This is a genomic window from Streptomyces sp. NPDC047880 (assembly GCF_040706515.1).
Taxonomy (GTDB): Bacteria; Actinomycetota; Actinomycetes; order Streptomycetales; family Streptomycetaceae; genus Streptomyces.
Genome location: NZ_JBEZOK010000030.1, coordinates 66,633 through 82,092, shown reverse-complemented (window position 1 = coordinate 82,092; position 15,460 = coordinate 66,633). Strand labels below are relative to the sequence as shown.

The window sequence follows — 15,460 nt, the reverse complement described above, 5'->3', positions numbered from 1 at the left end:
CCGTACCTCCGGCGTCCGATCCGTCCTTCCGGGAAGGCCCCATGACACTCACACCCGCACGCGTGCCCGCCACCGGCGTCCGCCGCCTGACGCGCACGCTGTACACCTACGCGTTCCTCGACGACTTCGTCCTGCTCTACCCGGTGTACGCGCTGCTGTTCGCCGACACCGGCATGTCGGTCTGGCAGATCTCCTCCCTGTTCGCCCTGTGGTCGGTCACCGGTGTGGTGCTCGAAGTGCCCTCCGGCGCCTGGGCCGACGCCATGTCACGCCGCAGGCTGCTGTGGATCGGCCCGCTGCTCACCGCCACCGGCTTCGCGCTGTGGGTGGCCGTCCCGTCGTACGGGGCCTTCGCGGCCGGCTTCGTCCTGTGGGGCGCGGGCGGGGCGCTCGGCTCCGGCGCTCTGGAAGCGCTGGTCTACGACGAGCTGGACCGGCTGGGCGCCGCCGACCGGTACGCCCCGGTCATGGGCCGGGCCCGGGCCGCCCGGCTGCTGGGCACCGTGGCCGCCACCGGCCTCGCCGGGCCCGTCCTCGCGGAGGGCGGCTACACGGCCGTGGGCGCCGCCAGCCTCCTGGCCTGTGTGCTGACCGCGGTCACCGCGACCCGGTTCCCCGAGCACCGGACGCGGCCGGGGACCACCGGGGACGGCTGGGCGACGACCCTGCGGACCGGACTCGCCGAGGTCCGCAGGGACCGTTCGGTGCGCGGCGCCCTGCTGCTGGTCCCGGCCGTGGCCGCGGTGTGGGGCGCGCTCGACGAATACACCCCCCTGCTGGTCCGCGACATCGGCGTCGCCGAGACGACGGTGCCCTACCTCGTCATGCTGATCTGGGCGGCTGTCACCGTCGGCAGCCTCCTGGCCGGGCCGGCCGAACGCCTCGGCACGAGGGGGCTTTCCGCGCTGCTCGCGGGCGGCGCCCTCGCCCTCGCCGTGGGCGCCACGTCCCGGTCGCTCGCCGGGATCGCCCTGGTGGGCCTCGCCTTCGCGGCGTTCCAGCTGGCCGAGGTGCTCGCCGACGTCCGTCTCCAGCACCGCATCGACGAATCCCGCCGGGCCACCCTCACCTCGGTGGCGAGCCTGGGGACCGAGCTGGCGACGATCGCCACGTTCGGCGTGTACGCGCTGCTCGGCACGGACCTGGCACACGGCACCGTCTTCGCGGTACTGGCGATCCCCTACCTGGTGACGGCCCTGGCGCCGGCTAGAGCTCGGGCTGCCACGGCACGACCGTGAAGTCGCCCGTCCCCTTCTCGACCTTCTCGAAGGGGGCGGAACTCACGCACTTGGGCGGCTCGTTGCCCGCGCCGGGGCGGCCGGTCGAGGCCCAGCTGTAGCCCAGCCGGTCGTGGCGGCCGAGATCGTGGACGGTCACGCCGACCCGCTTGCCCTCGGCGCCCGGCAGGTCGGAGTCGGTGATGACACCGGAGACGACGGCCACCTTGCCGCCGGTGAGCAGGCAGTCGACCTCGACCTTGGCCCGGGCGCCGAAGTCGTCCAGGTAGTGGCTGAACTCGAAGGTGCCGGTCGCCTTCGTCGGATCGGCCTTGTCCTTCGCCGCCAGGTGCGCGTCGAACGAGAACGTGATGTCGTCCCCGGCCGAGCGGTACAGCTTGGCGGTGCCTGTGAGGGCCGCGGCCTCCCGCTGCCGGGGCGTGTCCGACGCGGTCGCGGCGGAGGCCGCCCCGGCCGTGAGCAGCAGCGCGGAGCCGAGCGCGACGATCTTCGTACGGCGCTTCATTGCGTTCCTTTCCGCAGGTCAAGTGGACATCCCTTACTCTCCCGGCCCGGCGGGGGCAGGACATCGCGCCCAGGGCGGGACCCCACCTCCGCCGTACGGCGGGCAAGAGCACGCGGAGCTGCCCTCTGAGGAGGAGCCGGGGTCCGACGTGAAGCGCGCAACGAATCGCCGCCCGGCCCCCTGCGGACGCAATGAACCGTTCCCGGGCGCGCAACGGCTCCTTCTTGTCCGCCCTGGTCAGCCGCCCGTACCGTCTACATGGCCCCTCCAACGACCCCGTGGGCCCCCGACCGCCCTTCGCCCGGTGAGGATCACGCATGCGCACCGCCCTGCTCCAGAGCTCCGGCCGCCCCGGCTCCACCGTCGAGAACCTCAAGGTCCTCGACGAGGCCGCGGGCCGGGCCGCCGCCCAGGGCGCCGGGCTGCTGATCACGTCCGAGCTGTTCCTGACGGGGTACGCCATCGGCGACGAGATCGGCCGGCTCGCCGAGCCCGCCGACGGCGACTGCGCGGACGCCGTCGCCGAGATCGCGACCCGCCACGGCCTGGCGATCGCCTACGGCTACCCCGAGCGGGACGGCGAGGCCGTGTTCAACTCCGTCCAGTTGATCTCCGCCGACGGCACCCGGCTCGCCAACCACCGCAAGACGCACCTCTTCGGCTGCTTCGAGCACGACCACTTCACCCCCGGGGACCTGCCGGTCGTCCAGGCCGAGATCGACGGCCTCCGGATCGGTCTCCTGATCTGCTACGACGTGGAGTTCCCGGAGAACGTCCGCGCCCACGCCCTGGCCGGCACCGACCTGCTCGTCGTCCCGACCGCGCAGATGCACCCGTTCCAGTTCGTCGCCGAGTCGGTGATCCCGGTCCGGGCCTTCGAGAACCAGATGTACGTCGCGTACGTCAACCGGGTCGGCCCGGAAGGGGAGTTCGAGTTCGTCGGGCTGTCCACACTCGCCGGGCCCGACGGGGTCGCCCGGACCCGGGCCGGACGCGGTGAGGAACTCGTGCTCGCCGACGTCGATCCGGCCCTCCTCGCCGCATCGCGCGAGAACAACCCGTATCTGCGGGACCGGCGGCCCGGCCTGTACGGCTCGCTCGTCTGAAACCCCCTGAACCGCCCGAACGTCTCTGTGCAAGGAGTCCGTACCCCATGACGTCCACCGTGCCCAACGCCGTCGAGCACGCTGACGCGCAGCAGCCGCCGATCACCATGTTCGGCCCGGACTTCCCGTACGCCTACGACGACTTCCTCGCCCACCCGGCGGGCCTCGGGCAGATACCCGCGACCGAGCACGGCACGGAGGTCGCGGTCATCGGCGGCGGCCTGTCCGGCATCGTCGCCGCGTACGAGCTGATGAAGATGGGCCTCAAGCCGGTCGTGTACGAGGCCGACCAGATCGGCGGGCGGCTGCGCACGGTGGGCTTCGACGGGTGCGACGCGTCCCTCACCGCCGAGATGGGCGCGATGCGCTTCCCGCCGTCCTCCACGGCCCTGCAGCACTACATCGACCTCGTCGGCCTGCAGACGCGGCCGTTCCCCAACCCCCTCTCCGAGGCCACCCCGTCGACCGTCGTCGACCTCAAGGGCGAGTCGCACTACGCCGAGACGATCGAGGACCTGCCGCAGGTCTACCGTGACGTCGCCGAGGCCTGGGGCCGGTGCCTGGAGGAGGGCGCCGACTTCTCCGACATGAACCGCGCCCTGCGCGAGCGGGACGTGCCGCGCATCCGCGAGATCTGGTCCAAGCTCGTCGAGAAGCTCGACAACCAGACCTTCTACGGCTTCCTGTGCGACTCCGAGGCGTTCAAGTCGTTCCGCCACCGCGAGATCTTCGGCCAGGTCGGCTTCGGCACGGGCGGCTGGGACACCGACTTCCCGAACTCCATCCTGGAGATCCTGCGCGTCGTCTACACCGAGGCCGACGACCACCACCGCGGCATCGTCGGCGGCTCCCAGCAGCTGCCGCTGCGCCTGTGGGAGCGCGAGCCGCAGAAGATCGTCCACTGGGCGCAGGGGACATCGCTCGCGACCCTGCACGAGGGCGGCGAGCCCCGCCCGGCCGTGACCCGGCTGCACCGCACCGCCGGCAACCGCATCACGGTGACGGACGCGCACGGCGACATCCGCACCTACCAGGCGGCGATCTTCACCGCCCAGTCCTGGATGCTGCTGTCGAAGATCGCCTGCGACGACTCGCTCTTCCCGATCGACCACTGGACCGCGATCGAGCGCACCCACTACATGGAGTCCTCGAAGCTCTTCGTGCCGGTGGACCGCCCCTTCTGGCTGGACAAGGACGAGGAGACCGGCCGGGACGTCATGTCGATGACGCTCACCGACCGTATGACGCGCGGCACGTACCTGCTCGACGACGGCCCGGACAAGCCCGCCGTCATCTGCCTCTCCTACACCTGGTGCGACGACAGCCTGAAGTGGCTGCCGCTGTCCGCGAACGAGCGGCTGGAGGTCATGCTGAAGTCGCTCGGCGAGATCTATCCCAAGGTCGACATCCGCAAGCACATCATCGGCAACCCGGTGACGGTCTCCTGGGAGAACGAGCCCTACTTCATGGGCGCGTTCAAGGCCAACCTGCCCGGACACTACCGCTACCAGCGGCGCCTGTTCACGCACTTCATGCAGGACCGGCTGCCGGCAGACAAGCGCGGCATCTTCCTCGCCGGTGACGACATCTCCTGGACCGCCGGCTGGGCCGAGGGCGCGATCCAGACCGCCCTCAACGCGGTCTGGGGCGTCATGCACCACCTGGGCGGTGCGACCGACCCGACCAACCCGGGCCCCGGCGACGTCTACGACGAGATCGCGCCCGTCGAGCTGCCGGAGGACTAGGGGATCAGCTGAACCCGGGCTCGGCCAGGGGCGTGAGCAGCATGCGCCCCGCGAAGCCCACCGCCGTGTCCAGGCGTTCCGTGAACTCCGCGGCGACATCGGGGAGTTCACGCAGGACCCACAGAGCCCGGGCCGCCGTCCACGCGGCGTCCCGGGCGCGGTCGAGGCTCCAGGAGCCGAGCAGGTGGGTCAGCGGGTCGGCGATCCGCAACAGGTCGGGCCCCGGCATCAGATCGTCGCGGATGCGCTCCTCCAGCGAGACGAGGAGATCGCCCACCATGTCGAACTCGTCCTCCAGATCGACGGGAGCGCAGCCGAGCGTACGGCAGGTGTCCACGACGGCCAGCGCCAGATCGTGCCCGATGTGCGCGTTGATGCCCGCCAGCGCGAACTGCAGGGGACGTACCCCGGGGTGGCGGCGGAACTGGAACAGCGGCCGCCAGCAGGCGGGCGGACGCCCCTCGTCCGCCGCCGTCCCGACGGCCGCGAGGTACCGCTGCGCGAACCGTACGTCCAGCGTGATCGCGGCATGGGCGTCCGCGAACCGGCCGGCGTCGACGTACCGGTCCACCGCCTCCGTCACAGCGAGGTAGACACGGTTGAAGACCGCCACTCCGTCCCGTGGGTGCAGGGCCGCGTCGAGGGCGCGCATCCGGGAGATGACGGCGTCCACCGGGGTGTCCACGGCCGGGGGGACTTGTTCGCATCGCGGCATGCGGGCAGAGTCGCAGCTCTAGGCTGGCGGGAGTACCGGCAGGCCCGGCGCTTCCCCGAAACGGGGGAACTCCGCCCGCCGCAGGGGGAGGGGGAGCAACACCGTGTCAGGCTCGCGTGCCCAGCGCCTGGCCGCCCGCAGGGCCGGTCGCAGGCGCGCCGCCCGGCGCGGCGCGATGGTCGTGGCGGCCTCGCTCGTCGTGGCGGCCGGAGCGGTCGCGGGCGTTCTCGCCGCGTTCGACGACAGGCGGGCCTCGGACGAGGCCGCACCCCCCGAGGTGTCGGCGTCGCCCCGCCTTGCGCCCCTGCCGGCCGTGCCGTCGTCGTCCGCCCCGGCCACCGCCGGGCCCGCCTCGCCCTCGCCGTCGCCGTCCGTACGGCGGACGCAGAGCCCCGCGCCGTCGAGGACTGAGACGAAGCGGGAGCCGCCCACCACCGTGCCCGGGCGGCTCTACCGCCACCCCGACTCCCAGGTGCTGGAGTGGGTCCGCTCCCACTCCGGCGACCCGCGGCACGCGGTCATCGCGTCCCGTATCGCCGAGCAGCCGGCGGCCGTCTGGTTCGCCGACCACTCCCCGCAGACCGTCACCGCCCGGGTCGCCGCGGTCACGTCGGGCGGCGCCGCGACGGGCCGGGTGCCCGTCCTGGTGCCCTACGCGATCCCGGGCCGGGACTGCGGCGGTCACTCCCAGGGCGGGGCGCCCGGCCTGGACGCCTACGACGCCTGGATCGACCTGTTCGCGGCGGGGCTCGGCTCCGGCGAGGTCATCGTCGTCCTGGAGCCGGACTCGGTCGCCCAGGCCGAGTGCCTCTCCGCGGCGGAACGCGCCGACCGCTTCGCCTCGCTGGCCCGGGCCGGCCGCGTGCTGAAGGCCGCCAACCCCCGGGCCCGGGTGTACTTCGACGCGGGGCACTCGGGCTGGAACGCGCCCGGCAAGCAGGCCGCCTGGCTGCGACAGGCCGGTGCCGCCTCGCCCGAGATGTCCGACGGCATCTTCAGCAACGTCTCCAACTTCCACACCACCGCCGACGAGATCGCCTACGACCGGCAAGTCCTCGACGCGCTCGGCGGCCCGGCGGGTCTGGGCGCGGTCATCGACACCAGCCGCAACGGCAACGGCGCCCCGGCCGACGGCGAGTGGTGCGACCCGGCCGGCCGCAAACTCGGCCGGACCCCGACGCTGAACACCGGCGCGCCGCGGATCGACGCCTACCTGTGGGTCAAGCTGCCGGGGGAGTCGGACGGCTGCAAGGGCAGGCCGGGGACCTTCACGGCCTCCTACGCCTACGACCTGGCGTCGTCCGGCGCGGCGGCGTCGTCGTAGGAGGAGGTGCCCTCGTCCAGCAGCGGCGCCTGTGTCTTCAAGTGGGCCGGTGCGAAGGCCCGCAGGGCGTGGTAGCCGGTGATGACGACCACCGTGCCGAGCGCGATGCCGCTCAGCGAGAACGTGTCCGTGAACTTCAGCGACACGTTGCCGACGCCGATGATGATGCCCGCCGCAGCGGGGACCAGGTTCAGCGGATTGCGCAGATCCACCTTGGCGTTGATCCAGATCTGCGAGCCCAGCAGACCGATCATGCCGTACAGGATGACGGTGATGCCGCCGAGCACCCCGCCCGGGATCGCCGCCACCACGGCGCCGAACTTCGGGCAGACGCCGAACAGCAGGGCGAATCCGGCGGCGGCCCAGTACGCGGCCGTCGAGTACACGCGGGTCGCGGCCATCACGCCGATGTTCTCGGAGTACGTGGTGTTGGGCGGGCCGCCGACCGCCGTGGACAGCATGGAGCCGACGCCGTCGGCCGCGATCGCCGTGCCGAGCTTGTCGTCGAGCGAGTCGCCGGTCATCTCGCCGACCGCCTTCACATGCCCGGCGTTCTCCGCGACCAGGGCGATGACGACCGGCAGGGCGACCAGGATCGCCGACCATTCGAACGACGGGGCGTGCAGGGTCGGCAGCCCGATCCAGTCGGCCTTGCCCACGCCGGACAGGTCGAGCCGCCAGTGGTCGGTCAGCCGGCCGCTCGCGTCCACCGAGTGGATCTTGCCGAAGACCAGGTCGAAGACCCAGGAGATGCCGTACCCGAAGTCCAGCCCCAGGAAGATCGCGATGCGGGACCAGAAGCCCCGCAGGCACACGACCGCAAGACCGGTGAACAGCATGACCAGCAGAGCCGTCCACTGGTCCTGCGGCCAGTACGTCGAGGCCGTCACCGGTGCCAGGTTGAAGCCGATCAGCATCACCACCGCGCCGGTCACGATCGGCGGCATCGCGGCGTGGATGATCCGCGCCCCGAACCGCCGTACGGCGAGCCCCACCAGGAACAGCGCGCCCCCGACGACGAACACCGCTCCCGTGACGGTCGCGCTGCTGCCGCCCTGCGCCCGGATGACCGCCGCCACACCGACGAAGGAGAGCGAGCAGCCCAGGTAGCTGGGCACGCTGCCGCGGGTGGCCAGCAGGAACACGATCGTCGCGACGCCCGACATCATGATCGCGAGGTTCGGGTCCAGGCCCATCAGGACCGGCGCGACGAACGACGCCCCGAACATCGCCACCACGTGCTGAGCGCCGAGTCCGGCCGTGCGGGGCCAGGAGAGCCGCTCGTCGGGCCGGACCACCGCGCCGGGCGCCGGGGTGCGTCCGTCGCCGTGCAGTTTCCAGCGGACGCCGAGATCCATGGTGCGGTTTCGCTTTCGTCGTGCCTGCGCGTGTCCGGACCATTGTCGGGGTCCGCCGGGGCAGGCGGTGACCCGGGCTTCCTGGACGGTCGCGTGTCCGCTCAGGGCCGCCGGTCGGGAACCGCCGCTTCCGTCCGGCCGATCTTCGTGCGTTCGCCGGGGCGCAGTACGCCCGCGAACGCCACCAGGCCGCAGGACAGTGCCGTCACCAGGCAGAACGACACCATCAGGCTGGTGGCCTGCGCCAGCATGCCGATCGCGCTCGGCGCGATCAGCCCCGAGGTGTACGTGATGGTCGCGACTCCCGCGATGGCCAGGCTGGGGTTGGAGCCGCTGCGGCCCGCCGCGGCGAAGCACAGCGGCACGACGACGGCGATGCCGAGACCCATCAGCGCGAAGCCGCTCATGGCCACCGCAGGATGGTCCGCGACGACGATCAGCAGCCCGCCGAGGACGGCGAACACACCGCTCGCCCGCACCGTCCGCACGGCGCCGTAGCGGTCCACGACCCGGTCGCCGGCGAGCCGGGCGACGGCCATGGTGAGCGTGAAGCCCGTCGTGCACGCCGCCGCGAGACCGGCGGAGGTCTCCAGCTGCTCGCGCAGGTACACCGCAGACCAGTCCAGGCTCGCGCCCTCCGCGAACACGGCGCAGAACCCGATGGCACCGATGAGCAGCGCCGAGCGGGGCGGCAGCGCGAAGCGCGGCGGCGGCTCCTCGTCCTCGGCGGGCTGCAGGTCGAGGACCCACTGGCAGGACGCCACACCGACGACGGTGAGCACCGCGGCGGCCAGGACGTGGTGCAGCCGGGCATCCGACCCGAGGTGTGCGGCGAGGGTGCCGGCCGCCGAACCGGCGAGGGCGCCCGCGCTCCACATGCCGTGCAGCCCGGACATGATCGACCGCCCGAGACGGTTCTCGACCTCGACGCCCAGCGCGTTCATCGCCACGTCGGCCATGCCGGCCGTCGCGCCGTACGTGAACAGGGCCGGACAGAGGGTCAGGAGATTGGGGGAGAGGGACGGCAGGACCAGCGACATCGTCCACAGGGCGATCAGTCCGCGCAGTGCGTTCCGGGCGCCGAAGCGGTGGGTGATGCTGCCGGCGAGCGGCATCGCCACGGACGCGCCGAGCGCCGGGAAGGCGAGCGCGATCCCCAACTGGCCCGCGCTCACCCCCGCGTGATCCTGGATCCACGGCACACGGGTCGCGAACGAGCCGGTCACGGCGCCGTGTACGGCGAACACCGCGGCCACGGCGTACCGGGACCGCTTCACCTCGCGCAGTTCGTCGACCACGTTGCCCATTCTGCGGTCCCCCTCCAGGCTTCTGCCGTGTTCCTGACTGATGCGGGCGTAAACTATCAGGAACCCTGCCTGATAATAAGGGGGCTTTTCCGTCGGTCACGGTCGACGGCTCCGCCGATCTGGGAGGATCCGCGCATGCCCGCATCACCGAGCACCGCCCGGGCCATCAACGACCGGCTCGCCCTGCGGCTGCTCCAGCAGGAAGGCCCGCTGACGGCGGGGCAGTTGAAACAGCTGACCGGTCTGTCCCGGCCGTCCGTCGCCGACCTCGTCGAACGCCTCACCGCCGCCGGACTGGTCGCGGTGGTCGGCGAGGCGGGCGAGCAGCGGCGCGGCCCCAACGCGAAGGTGTACGGCATCGTCGCCGACCGGGCGCACCTGGCCGCCCTCGACGTGCGAACCGAGGGTGTCGCCGTGGTCGTCGCGGATCTGGTCGGGCGGGTGCTGGCCGAGGCGTCGGTGCCGATCGGGGGCGACACGGGCACGGGCCCCGCGGTGGAGCAGGCGGTCACGCTGGTCGAGCGCGTGGCGAAGGAGGCCGGTGCCGACCGTCTGCACACCGTGGGGATCGGGGCGCCCGGCCTGATCGACCCGGCCAATGGCGAACTGCGCCACTCCACCGGACTGCCGCAGTGGCACCGCCGGCTCGTCGCCACCCTTCAGGAGCGGCTGCCCGAGGCCCGTGTCAGCGTCGAGAACGAGACCAACCTCGCGGCGCTGGCCGAGCAGCGCGACGGGGCGGCCCAGGATCGGGACACCTTCGTCCTGCTGTGGCTGGGTCACGGCACGGGAGCGGCCGTGGTCCTCGACGGCGCCCTCCGCCGCGGCGCGTCCGGCGGCACCGGCGAGATCGGCTTCCTCCCGGTCCCGGGCACGGCCGCGTTGCCGAGTTCGACGGATTGTGAGGGCGGTTTCCACTCGCTGGCCGCGTCGGCTGCGGTCGTGGAACTGGCCGCGGAGCACGGGGTTTCGCCGGAGGCGTCCGAGGTGGGGGTGGTCCGGGCTGCCGTCGACGTGGTGCGGGGGGCGGTCGCCCAGGTGCGGCAGCAGGAGGCCGAGTCCCTCGACGGGCCCGCTCCGGCTGTCGCCTTCCTCGACGCCCTCGCCGACCGTCTGGCCGTCGGCGTCGCCTCGGTCGTCGCGATCCTGGACCCCGGCTGCGTGGTCCTCGGCGGGGAAGTCGGCCGGGCCGGGGGCGTCGAGCTCGCCCAGCGGGTGCAGGACCGGCTGGCCCGGATGACGCCGCTGCCCACGGAAGTACGCGCCACCGACCTGGGTGGTGGCGCGGTCCTGCGTGGTGCGCTGCTGACGGCCCGGGACCGCGCTCAGGAGGAACTGTTCGCACCGGGGAGCGGCCGCGGCTGAGAAGGCCCGACGGCGGGCAAGGGCCGTCGTCACCGCCGCCGGGCCGGTCCGTGGGGGTGAGCCGACCCTGACGACGACCTTAGAAAGGACTAGACCACATCGTCAATAGGTGTGTACCAATACCCCGGGTCGCAAGAGGGTGGGCCGGTGCGGCAGTTGGGGCGCCTGTCGCGCTGGGGAAGGGGGGCGACACGTTCTGTGAGGCAGCCCACACGCTTCGCCTCTTTGCACGTCGATCAGGCGTGGCACACTGGCCCTGTACCAGTAGCAGCGCACTCCGGGGTCGGTGAAAGTCCGAACCGGCGGTTACAGTCCGCGACCCGGTCGCCTCCAGCGGCCGGTTGACCAGGTGAAATTCCTGGACCGACGGTTAAAGTCCGGATGGGAGGCAGTGCGCGGCGAGCGGGCATTCGTGCGCGCCGCCGAGAAGTCCGTCCGTCGTGACGGGCTCCGTCCGGCGTAGTCCCCGGTGTCCCTGCTCGTGATTTCTGTCGTCATCGACAGCCCCGGAGTCCGTGCCCGAAGAGGCAGGAGGACCCGGGAAGTGTTCACCGGAATCGTCGAAGAGCTGGGCGAGGTCACCGCCGTCGAGACCCTCGACGACGCCTGTCGATTCCGCCTGCGAGGACCGGTCGTCACCCAAGGCGCCAAGCACGGCGACTCGATCGCCGTGAACGGGGTGTGCCTCACGGTCGTCGACCACGAGGGCGACGAGTTCACGGCCGACGTCATGGCCGAGACCCTGAACCGCTCCAGCCTCGGCGCCCTGAAGGCCGGCTCCCGCGTCAACCTCGAACGCCCCATGGCCGTCGGCGAACGCCTCGGCGGGCACATCGTGCAGGGCCACGTGGACGGCACCGGCGAGATCCTGGAGCGCAAGCCCTCCGAGAACTGGGAGATCGTGAAGATCTCCCTGCCCGCGGACCTCACCCGGTACGTCGTCGAGAAGGGCTCCATCACCGTCGACGGCATCAGCCTCACCGTCGTCGACGCCGGCCCCGACCACTTCACGGTCAGCCTCATCCCCACCACCCTCGACCTGACCACGCTCGGCCACAAGCAGCCCGGCGACCCGGTCAACCTCGAAGTGGACGTCATCGCCAAGTACGTCGAGCGGATGCTGGGCGACCGCGCACAGGAGGCCGGCCGGTGAACACGCTGAACTCCGAGGCGTTCGTCCTCTTCGGGCAGCACATCCTCTGGTCCGACATGGTCGGCAACCTCTTCGGCCTGGCCGCCCTCGCCCTCGGCTGGCGGCGTTCCATCTGGACCTGGCCCGTGCAGTTCCTGGCCGGCCTCATTCTCTTCGGCGCCTTCTTCGGCCACCTCACCGGCAGCGCGGGCAAGCAGGCGGTCGTCATGATCGTCGCCCTGTACGGCTGGTGGCAGTGGCAGCGCGGCAAGGGACAGGGAGAAGACGGCCACATCGCCGTCCGGTTCGCCACCTGGCGCGAGCGCGCGGCCATGGTCGCGGCGGCCGCCGTCGGCACGGTCGCGGTGGCGGTGCTCTTCACGGCGTACCCGACCCTGTCCTGGGACCCCTGGCCGGACGCGTACATCTTCGTCGGCACCATCGTCGCCATGTACGCCCAGGCCCGCGGCATGGTCGAGTTCTGGTTCGCCTGGCTCCTCGTCGACCTCGTCGGCGTCCCCCTCAACTTCGCCAACGGCTACGCCTTCTCCGGCTTCGTCTACGTCATCTACGGCGCGCTCGTCCTGTGGGGCCTGCGCGACTGGTGGCTGCGCTCGCGGCTGGCCGCGCGGCCCACCCTGGAAGGAGCGCCGGCATGAGCGCCACAACCGCCCTGTACAGCACCGACGACGTCGAGCACTTCACGCTCGACCCCGTGGAGCAGGCCATCGCCGACATCGCGGTCGGCCGCCCCGTCGTGGTCGTCGACGACGAGGACCGGGAGAACGAGGGCGACCTCGTCATCGCCGCGGAGAAGGCCACTCCCGAGATCGTCGCCTTCATGATGAGCGAGTGCCGCGGCCTGATCTGCGCCCCCATGGAGGGCGACGAACTGGACCGGCTGAAGCTCCCGCAGATGGTCGATGACAACACCGAGTCGATGAAGACCGCGTTCACGGTCTCCGTCGACGCCTCCGCCGCGCACGGCGTGAGCACCGGTATCTCCGCCTCCGACCGCGCCACCACCCTCCGGCTGCTCGCCGACGGGGTCTCCGAACCCCGCGACTTCGTCCGCCCGGGCCACATCTTCCCGCTGCGCGCCCGGCCCGGCGGCGTCCTCACCCGCAACGGCCACACCGAGGCCGCCGTCGACCTCGCCCGCCTCGCGGGCCTGCGCCCGGCCGGAGCCATCGTCGAGATCGCAGGCGAGGACGGCACGATGCTGCGCCTGCCCGAGCTGATCCCCTTCGCGCGCAAGCACGGCCTGACGATCATCTCCATCGAGGACCTGATCGCCTACCGCCGCAGCAGCGAGCCCACCGTCCGCCGCGAGGCCAGGACCCAACTGCCCACCGCCCACGGCACCTTCACGGCCCACGGCTACCGCTCCATCGTCGACGGCGTCGAACACGTCGCCCTGGTGCACGGCGAGATCGGCGACGGCCAGGACGTCCTCGTCCGCGTCCACTCCGAATGCCTCACCGGCGACGTCTTCGGCTCGGCCCGCTGCGACTGCGGCCCCCAGCTCGACGCCTCCCTCGCCCGCATCCAGGAGGAGGGCCGGGGCGTCGTGGTCTACCTGCGCGGACACGAGGGCCGCGGCATCGGCCTGATGTCCAAGCTGCGCGCCTACGAACTCCAGGAACGCGGTCGCGACACCCTCGACGCCAACCTCGAACTCGGCCTGCCCGCCGACGCCCGCGACTACGCGGCAGGCGCGCAGATCCTCGCCGACCTCGGCGTGCGCGGCGTCCGCCTGCTGACCAACAACCCCGACAAGACCGACGCGCTCGTCCGCCACGGCATCGCGGTCAAGGCCCGCGTGCCGATGCCCGTGAACGCCGGCGAGCACAACCTCCGCTACCTGCGCACCAAGCGGGACCGGATGGGCCACGACCTGCCCTGGCTGGACACGACCACCGTGCCGGCCTGCGGCAACCAGTAAGAGAGCACAGAGGGAGCAACGTGAGCGGCAAGGGTGCACCGGAGCTGTCCGTACGCAATGTGGGTGACCTCCGGGTCGCCGTCATCGCGGCACAGTGGCACGAGAAGGTGATGAACGGCCTGGTCGACGGCGCCCTGCGCGCCCTGCACGACCTGGGCATCGACGAGCCGACCCTGCTCAGGGTCCCCGGCAGCTGGGAGCTCCCGGTCGTCGCCAAGGTCCTCGCCGGCCGCGGCTACGACGCGATCGTCGCCCTCGGCGTCGTCATCCGCGGCGGAACCCCCCACTTCGAGTACGTGTGCCAGGGCGTGACCCAGGGCCTCACCCAGGTCTCCGTCGACACCGGCGTCCCCGTCGGCTTCGGCGTGCTGACCTGCGACACCGAGGAGCAGGCCCTGGACCGCGCCGGAATCGAGGGCTCGAACGAGGACAAGGGGCACGAGGCGGTGACGGCGGCGGTGGCGACCGCGGCCACCCTCCGCTCAGTATCCGAACCCTGGCGCTGACGGAAGGCGGGTGTGGCATAGGCTGAGCGTCACCATGTCCAAGAAGACGTTCGAGGAGCTCTTCACCGAGCTCCAGCACAAGGCCGCCCAGGGCGACCCCGCCACTTCCCGCACCGCAGAACTGGTCGGCAAGGGCGTCCACGCCATCGGCAAGAAGGTCGTCGAAGAGGCCGCCGAGGTGTGGATGGCCGCCGAGTACGAGGGCAAGGAAGCCGCCGCCGAGGAGATCTCGCAGCTGCTGTACCACGTCCAGGTGATGATGGTCGCCCGCGGCATCTCCCTCGACGACGTCTACGCCCACCTCTGAGCCGCACCCGTTCCCGTCCCACACCACGCAAAGGAAGCCGACCTCATGCTGCGCATCGCCGTCCCCAACAAGGGTTCCCTGTCCGGCCCTGCGGCGGAGATGCTGCATGAGGCCGGCTACCAGCAGCGCCGCGAGTCCAAGGAACTGCGGATCGTCGACCCGGTGAACGAGGTCGAGTTCTTCTACCTCCGCCCCCGCGACATCGCGATCTACGTCGCCTCCGGGCAGCTGGACATCGGCCTCACCGGCCGGGACCTGCTCATCGACTCCGGCGCCGAAGCCGAGGAGATCCTCGCCCTCGGCTTCGCCCGCTCCACCTTCCGCTACGCCACCAAGCCCGGCACGATCGGCGGCCTGGCGGACCTGACGGGCAAGACGATCGCCACCTCCTACGAGGGCATCGTCGCGGCCCACCTCGCCGAACACGGCATCGACGCCTCCGTCGTCCACCTCGACGGTGCCGTCGAGACCGCCATCCAGCTCGGCGTCGCCCAGGTCATCGCCGACGTCGTCGAGACCGGGACCTCGCTGCGCAACGCGGGCCTGGAGGTCGCCGGCGAGCCGATCATGCAGTCCGAGGCCGTCGTGATCCGCCGCACCGGCGCGGACGCCGACGACCCCAAGGTGCAGCAGTTCCTGCGCCGCCTCCAGGGCGTCCTGGTCGCCCGGACGTACGTGATGATGGACTACGACTGCCGTGTCGAGCAGTTGGAGAAGGCCGTCGCCCTCACGCCCGGCCTGGAGTCCCCGACCGTCTCCCCGCTGCACAACGAGGGCTGGGTCGCCGTCCGGGCGATGGTCCCGGCCAAGGAAGCCCAGCGGATCATGGACGACCTGTACGACATCGGCGCCCGGGCCATCCTGACCACGGCCATCCACGCCTGCCGTCTCTGAGGGGCGTACGCGA

General features: G+C 71.8%; 15 protein-coding genes and 1 riboswitch. Of the genes, 11 read left to right on the top strand and 4 right to left on the bottom strand.

What is annotated here, in order from left to right:
• Positions 1-41 precede the first annotated feature (41 nt).
• Complete coding sequence (locus tag AB0937_RS33280; protein WP_366717092.1) at positions 42-1,238, top strand: MFS transporter; 1,197 nt, start codon at positions 42-44, stop codon at positions 1,236-1,238.
• Here AB0937_RS33280 and AB0937_RS33275 read toward each other — a convergent pair.
• The gene (locus AB0937_RS33275) at positions 1,207-1,743 is read right to left on the bottom strand and encodes a Repetin (protein WP_366717090.1); all 537 of its coding nucleotides are present in this window, start codon (positions 1,741-1,743) and stop codon (positions 1,207-1,209) included. The genes AB0937_RS33280 and AB0937_RS33275 overlap by 32 nt on opposite strands.
• A 317-nt stretch (positions 1,744-2,060) precedes the next feature.
• Here AB0937_RS33275 and AB0937_RS33270 point away from each other — a divergent pair, with 317 nt between their 5' ends.
• Both AB0937_RS33270 and AB0937_RS33265 read left to right on the top strand, forming a co-directional pair.
• Positions 2,061-2,849, top strand: coding sequence for a carbon-nitrogen hydrolase family protein (locus AB0937_RS33270; RefSeq protein ID WP_366717088.1), 789 nt, complete (start codon positions 2,061-2,063; stop codon positions 2,847-2,849).
• 47 nt (positions 2,850-2,896) lie between these two features.
• The gene (locus AB0937_RS33265; protein WP_366717086.1) at positions 2,897-4,594 is read left to right on the top strand and encodes an NAD(P)/FAD-dependent oxidoreductase; all 1,698 of its coding nucleotides are present in this window, start codon (positions 2,897-2,899) and stop codon (positions 4,592-4,594) included.
• 4 nt (positions 4,595-4,598) lie between these two features.
• Here the strand turns inward: AB0937_RS33265 and AB0937_RS33260 are convergent, their stop codons facing one another.
• The gene (locus AB0937_RS33260) at positions 4,599-5,309 is read right to left on the bottom strand and encodes a DUF5995 family protein (protein ID WP_366717084.1); all 711 of its coding nucleotides are present in this window, start codon (positions 5,307-5,309) and stop codon (positions 4,599-4,601) included.
• A gap of 175 nt (positions 5,310-5,484) precedes the next feature.
• Between AB0937_RS33260 and AB0937_RS33255 the strand changes: the two genes are divergently transcribed.
• On the top strand, positions 5,485-6,633 hold the full coding sequence (locus AB0937_RS33255) for a glycoside hydrolase family 6 protein (protein WP_366717134.1): 1,149 nt from the start codon (positions 5,485-5,487) through the stop codon (positions 6,631-6,633).
• On the opposite strand, the gene AB0937_RS33250 is transcribed toward AB0937_RS33255, so the two are convergent.
• Positions 6,594-7,991 carry a solute carrier family 23 protein gene (locus tag AB0937_RS33250; RefSeq protein WP_366717082.1) on the bottom strand — a complete coding sequence of 466 codons (1,398 nt, stop codon included), beginning with the start codon at positions 7,989-7,991 and terminating at the stop codon, positions 6,594-6,596. The two genes, AB0937_RS33255 and AB0937_RS33250, sit on opposite strands and share 40 nt — an antisense overlap.
• A gap of 101 nt (positions 7,992-8,092) precedes the next feature.
• On the bottom strand, positions 8,093-9,298 hold the full coding sequence (locus AB0937_RS33245; protein ID WP_366717080.1) for an MFS transporter: 1,206 nt from the start codon (positions 9,296-9,298) through the stop codon (positions 8,093-8,095).
• 135 nt (positions 9,299-9,433) lie between these two features.
• Between AB0937_RS33245 and AB0937_RS33240 the strand changes: the two genes are divergently transcribed.
• The 7 genes from AB0937_RS33240 to hisG all read left to right on the top strand — a co-directional run bounded on the left by AB0937_RS33240 (position 9,434) and on the right by hisG (position 15,447).
• Positions 9,434-10,663, top strand: a complete 1,230-nt coding sequence (locus AB0937_RS33240) for an ROK family transcriptional regulator (protein WP_366717078.1) — start codon at positions 9,434-9,436, stop codon at positions 10,661-10,663.
• 268 nt (positions 10,664-10,931) lie between these two features.
• Positions 10,932-11,062, top strand: a riboswitch (FMN riboswitch).
• 145 nt (positions 11,063-11,207) lie between these two features.
• Positions 11,208-11,816, top strand: a complete 609-nt coding sequence (locus AB0937_RS33235; RefSeq protein WP_366717076.1) for a riboflavin synthase — start codon at positions 11,208-11,210, stop codon at positions 11,814-11,816.
• Positions 11,813-12,454 carry a nicotinamide mononucleotide transporter family protein gene (locus AB0937_RS33230; RefSeq protein ID WP_366717074.1) on the top strand — a complete coding sequence of 214 codons (642 nt, stop codon included), beginning with the start codon at positions 11,813-11,815 and terminating at the stop codon, positions 12,452-12,454. Before AB0937_RS33235 ends, AB0937_RS33230 begins: the two co-directional genes overlap by 4 nt.
• Positions 12,451-13,740 (top strand): bifunctional 3,4-dihydroxy-2-butanone-4-phosphate synthase/GTP cyclohydrolase II, encoded by a 1,290-nt coding sequence (locus tag AB0937_RS33225; protein WP_366717072.1) that lies wholly within the window; start codon positions 12,451-12,453, stop codon positions 13,738-13,740. The genes AB0937_RS33230 and AB0937_RS33225 overlap by 4 nt, the downstream gene beginning before the upstream one ends.
• A 20-nt stretch (positions 13,741-13,760) precedes the next feature.
• A complete protein-coding gene (ribH, locus tag AB0937_RS33220; protein WP_185009030.1) occupies positions 13,761-14,246 on the top strand; it encodes a 6,7-dimethyl-8-ribityllumazine synthase in 486 nt (161 codons plus the stop codon).
• 34 nt (positions 14,247-14,280) lie between these two features.
• Positions 14,281-14,553: a phosphoribosyl-ATP diphosphatase gene (locus AB0937_RS33215; protein ID WP_019983911.1), complete on the top strand. Its 273-nt coding sequence runs from the start codon at positions 14,281-14,283 to the stop codon at positions 14,551-14,553.
• Positions 14,554-14,598: 45 nt separating this feature from the next.
• A complete protein-coding gene (gene hisG / locus AB0937_RS33210; RefSeq protein WP_185009028.1) occupies positions 14,599-15,447 on the top strand; it encodes an ATP phosphoribosyltransferase in 849 nt (282 codons plus the stop codon).
• The last annotated feature ends 13 nt before the right edge of the window (positions 15,448-15,460 follow it).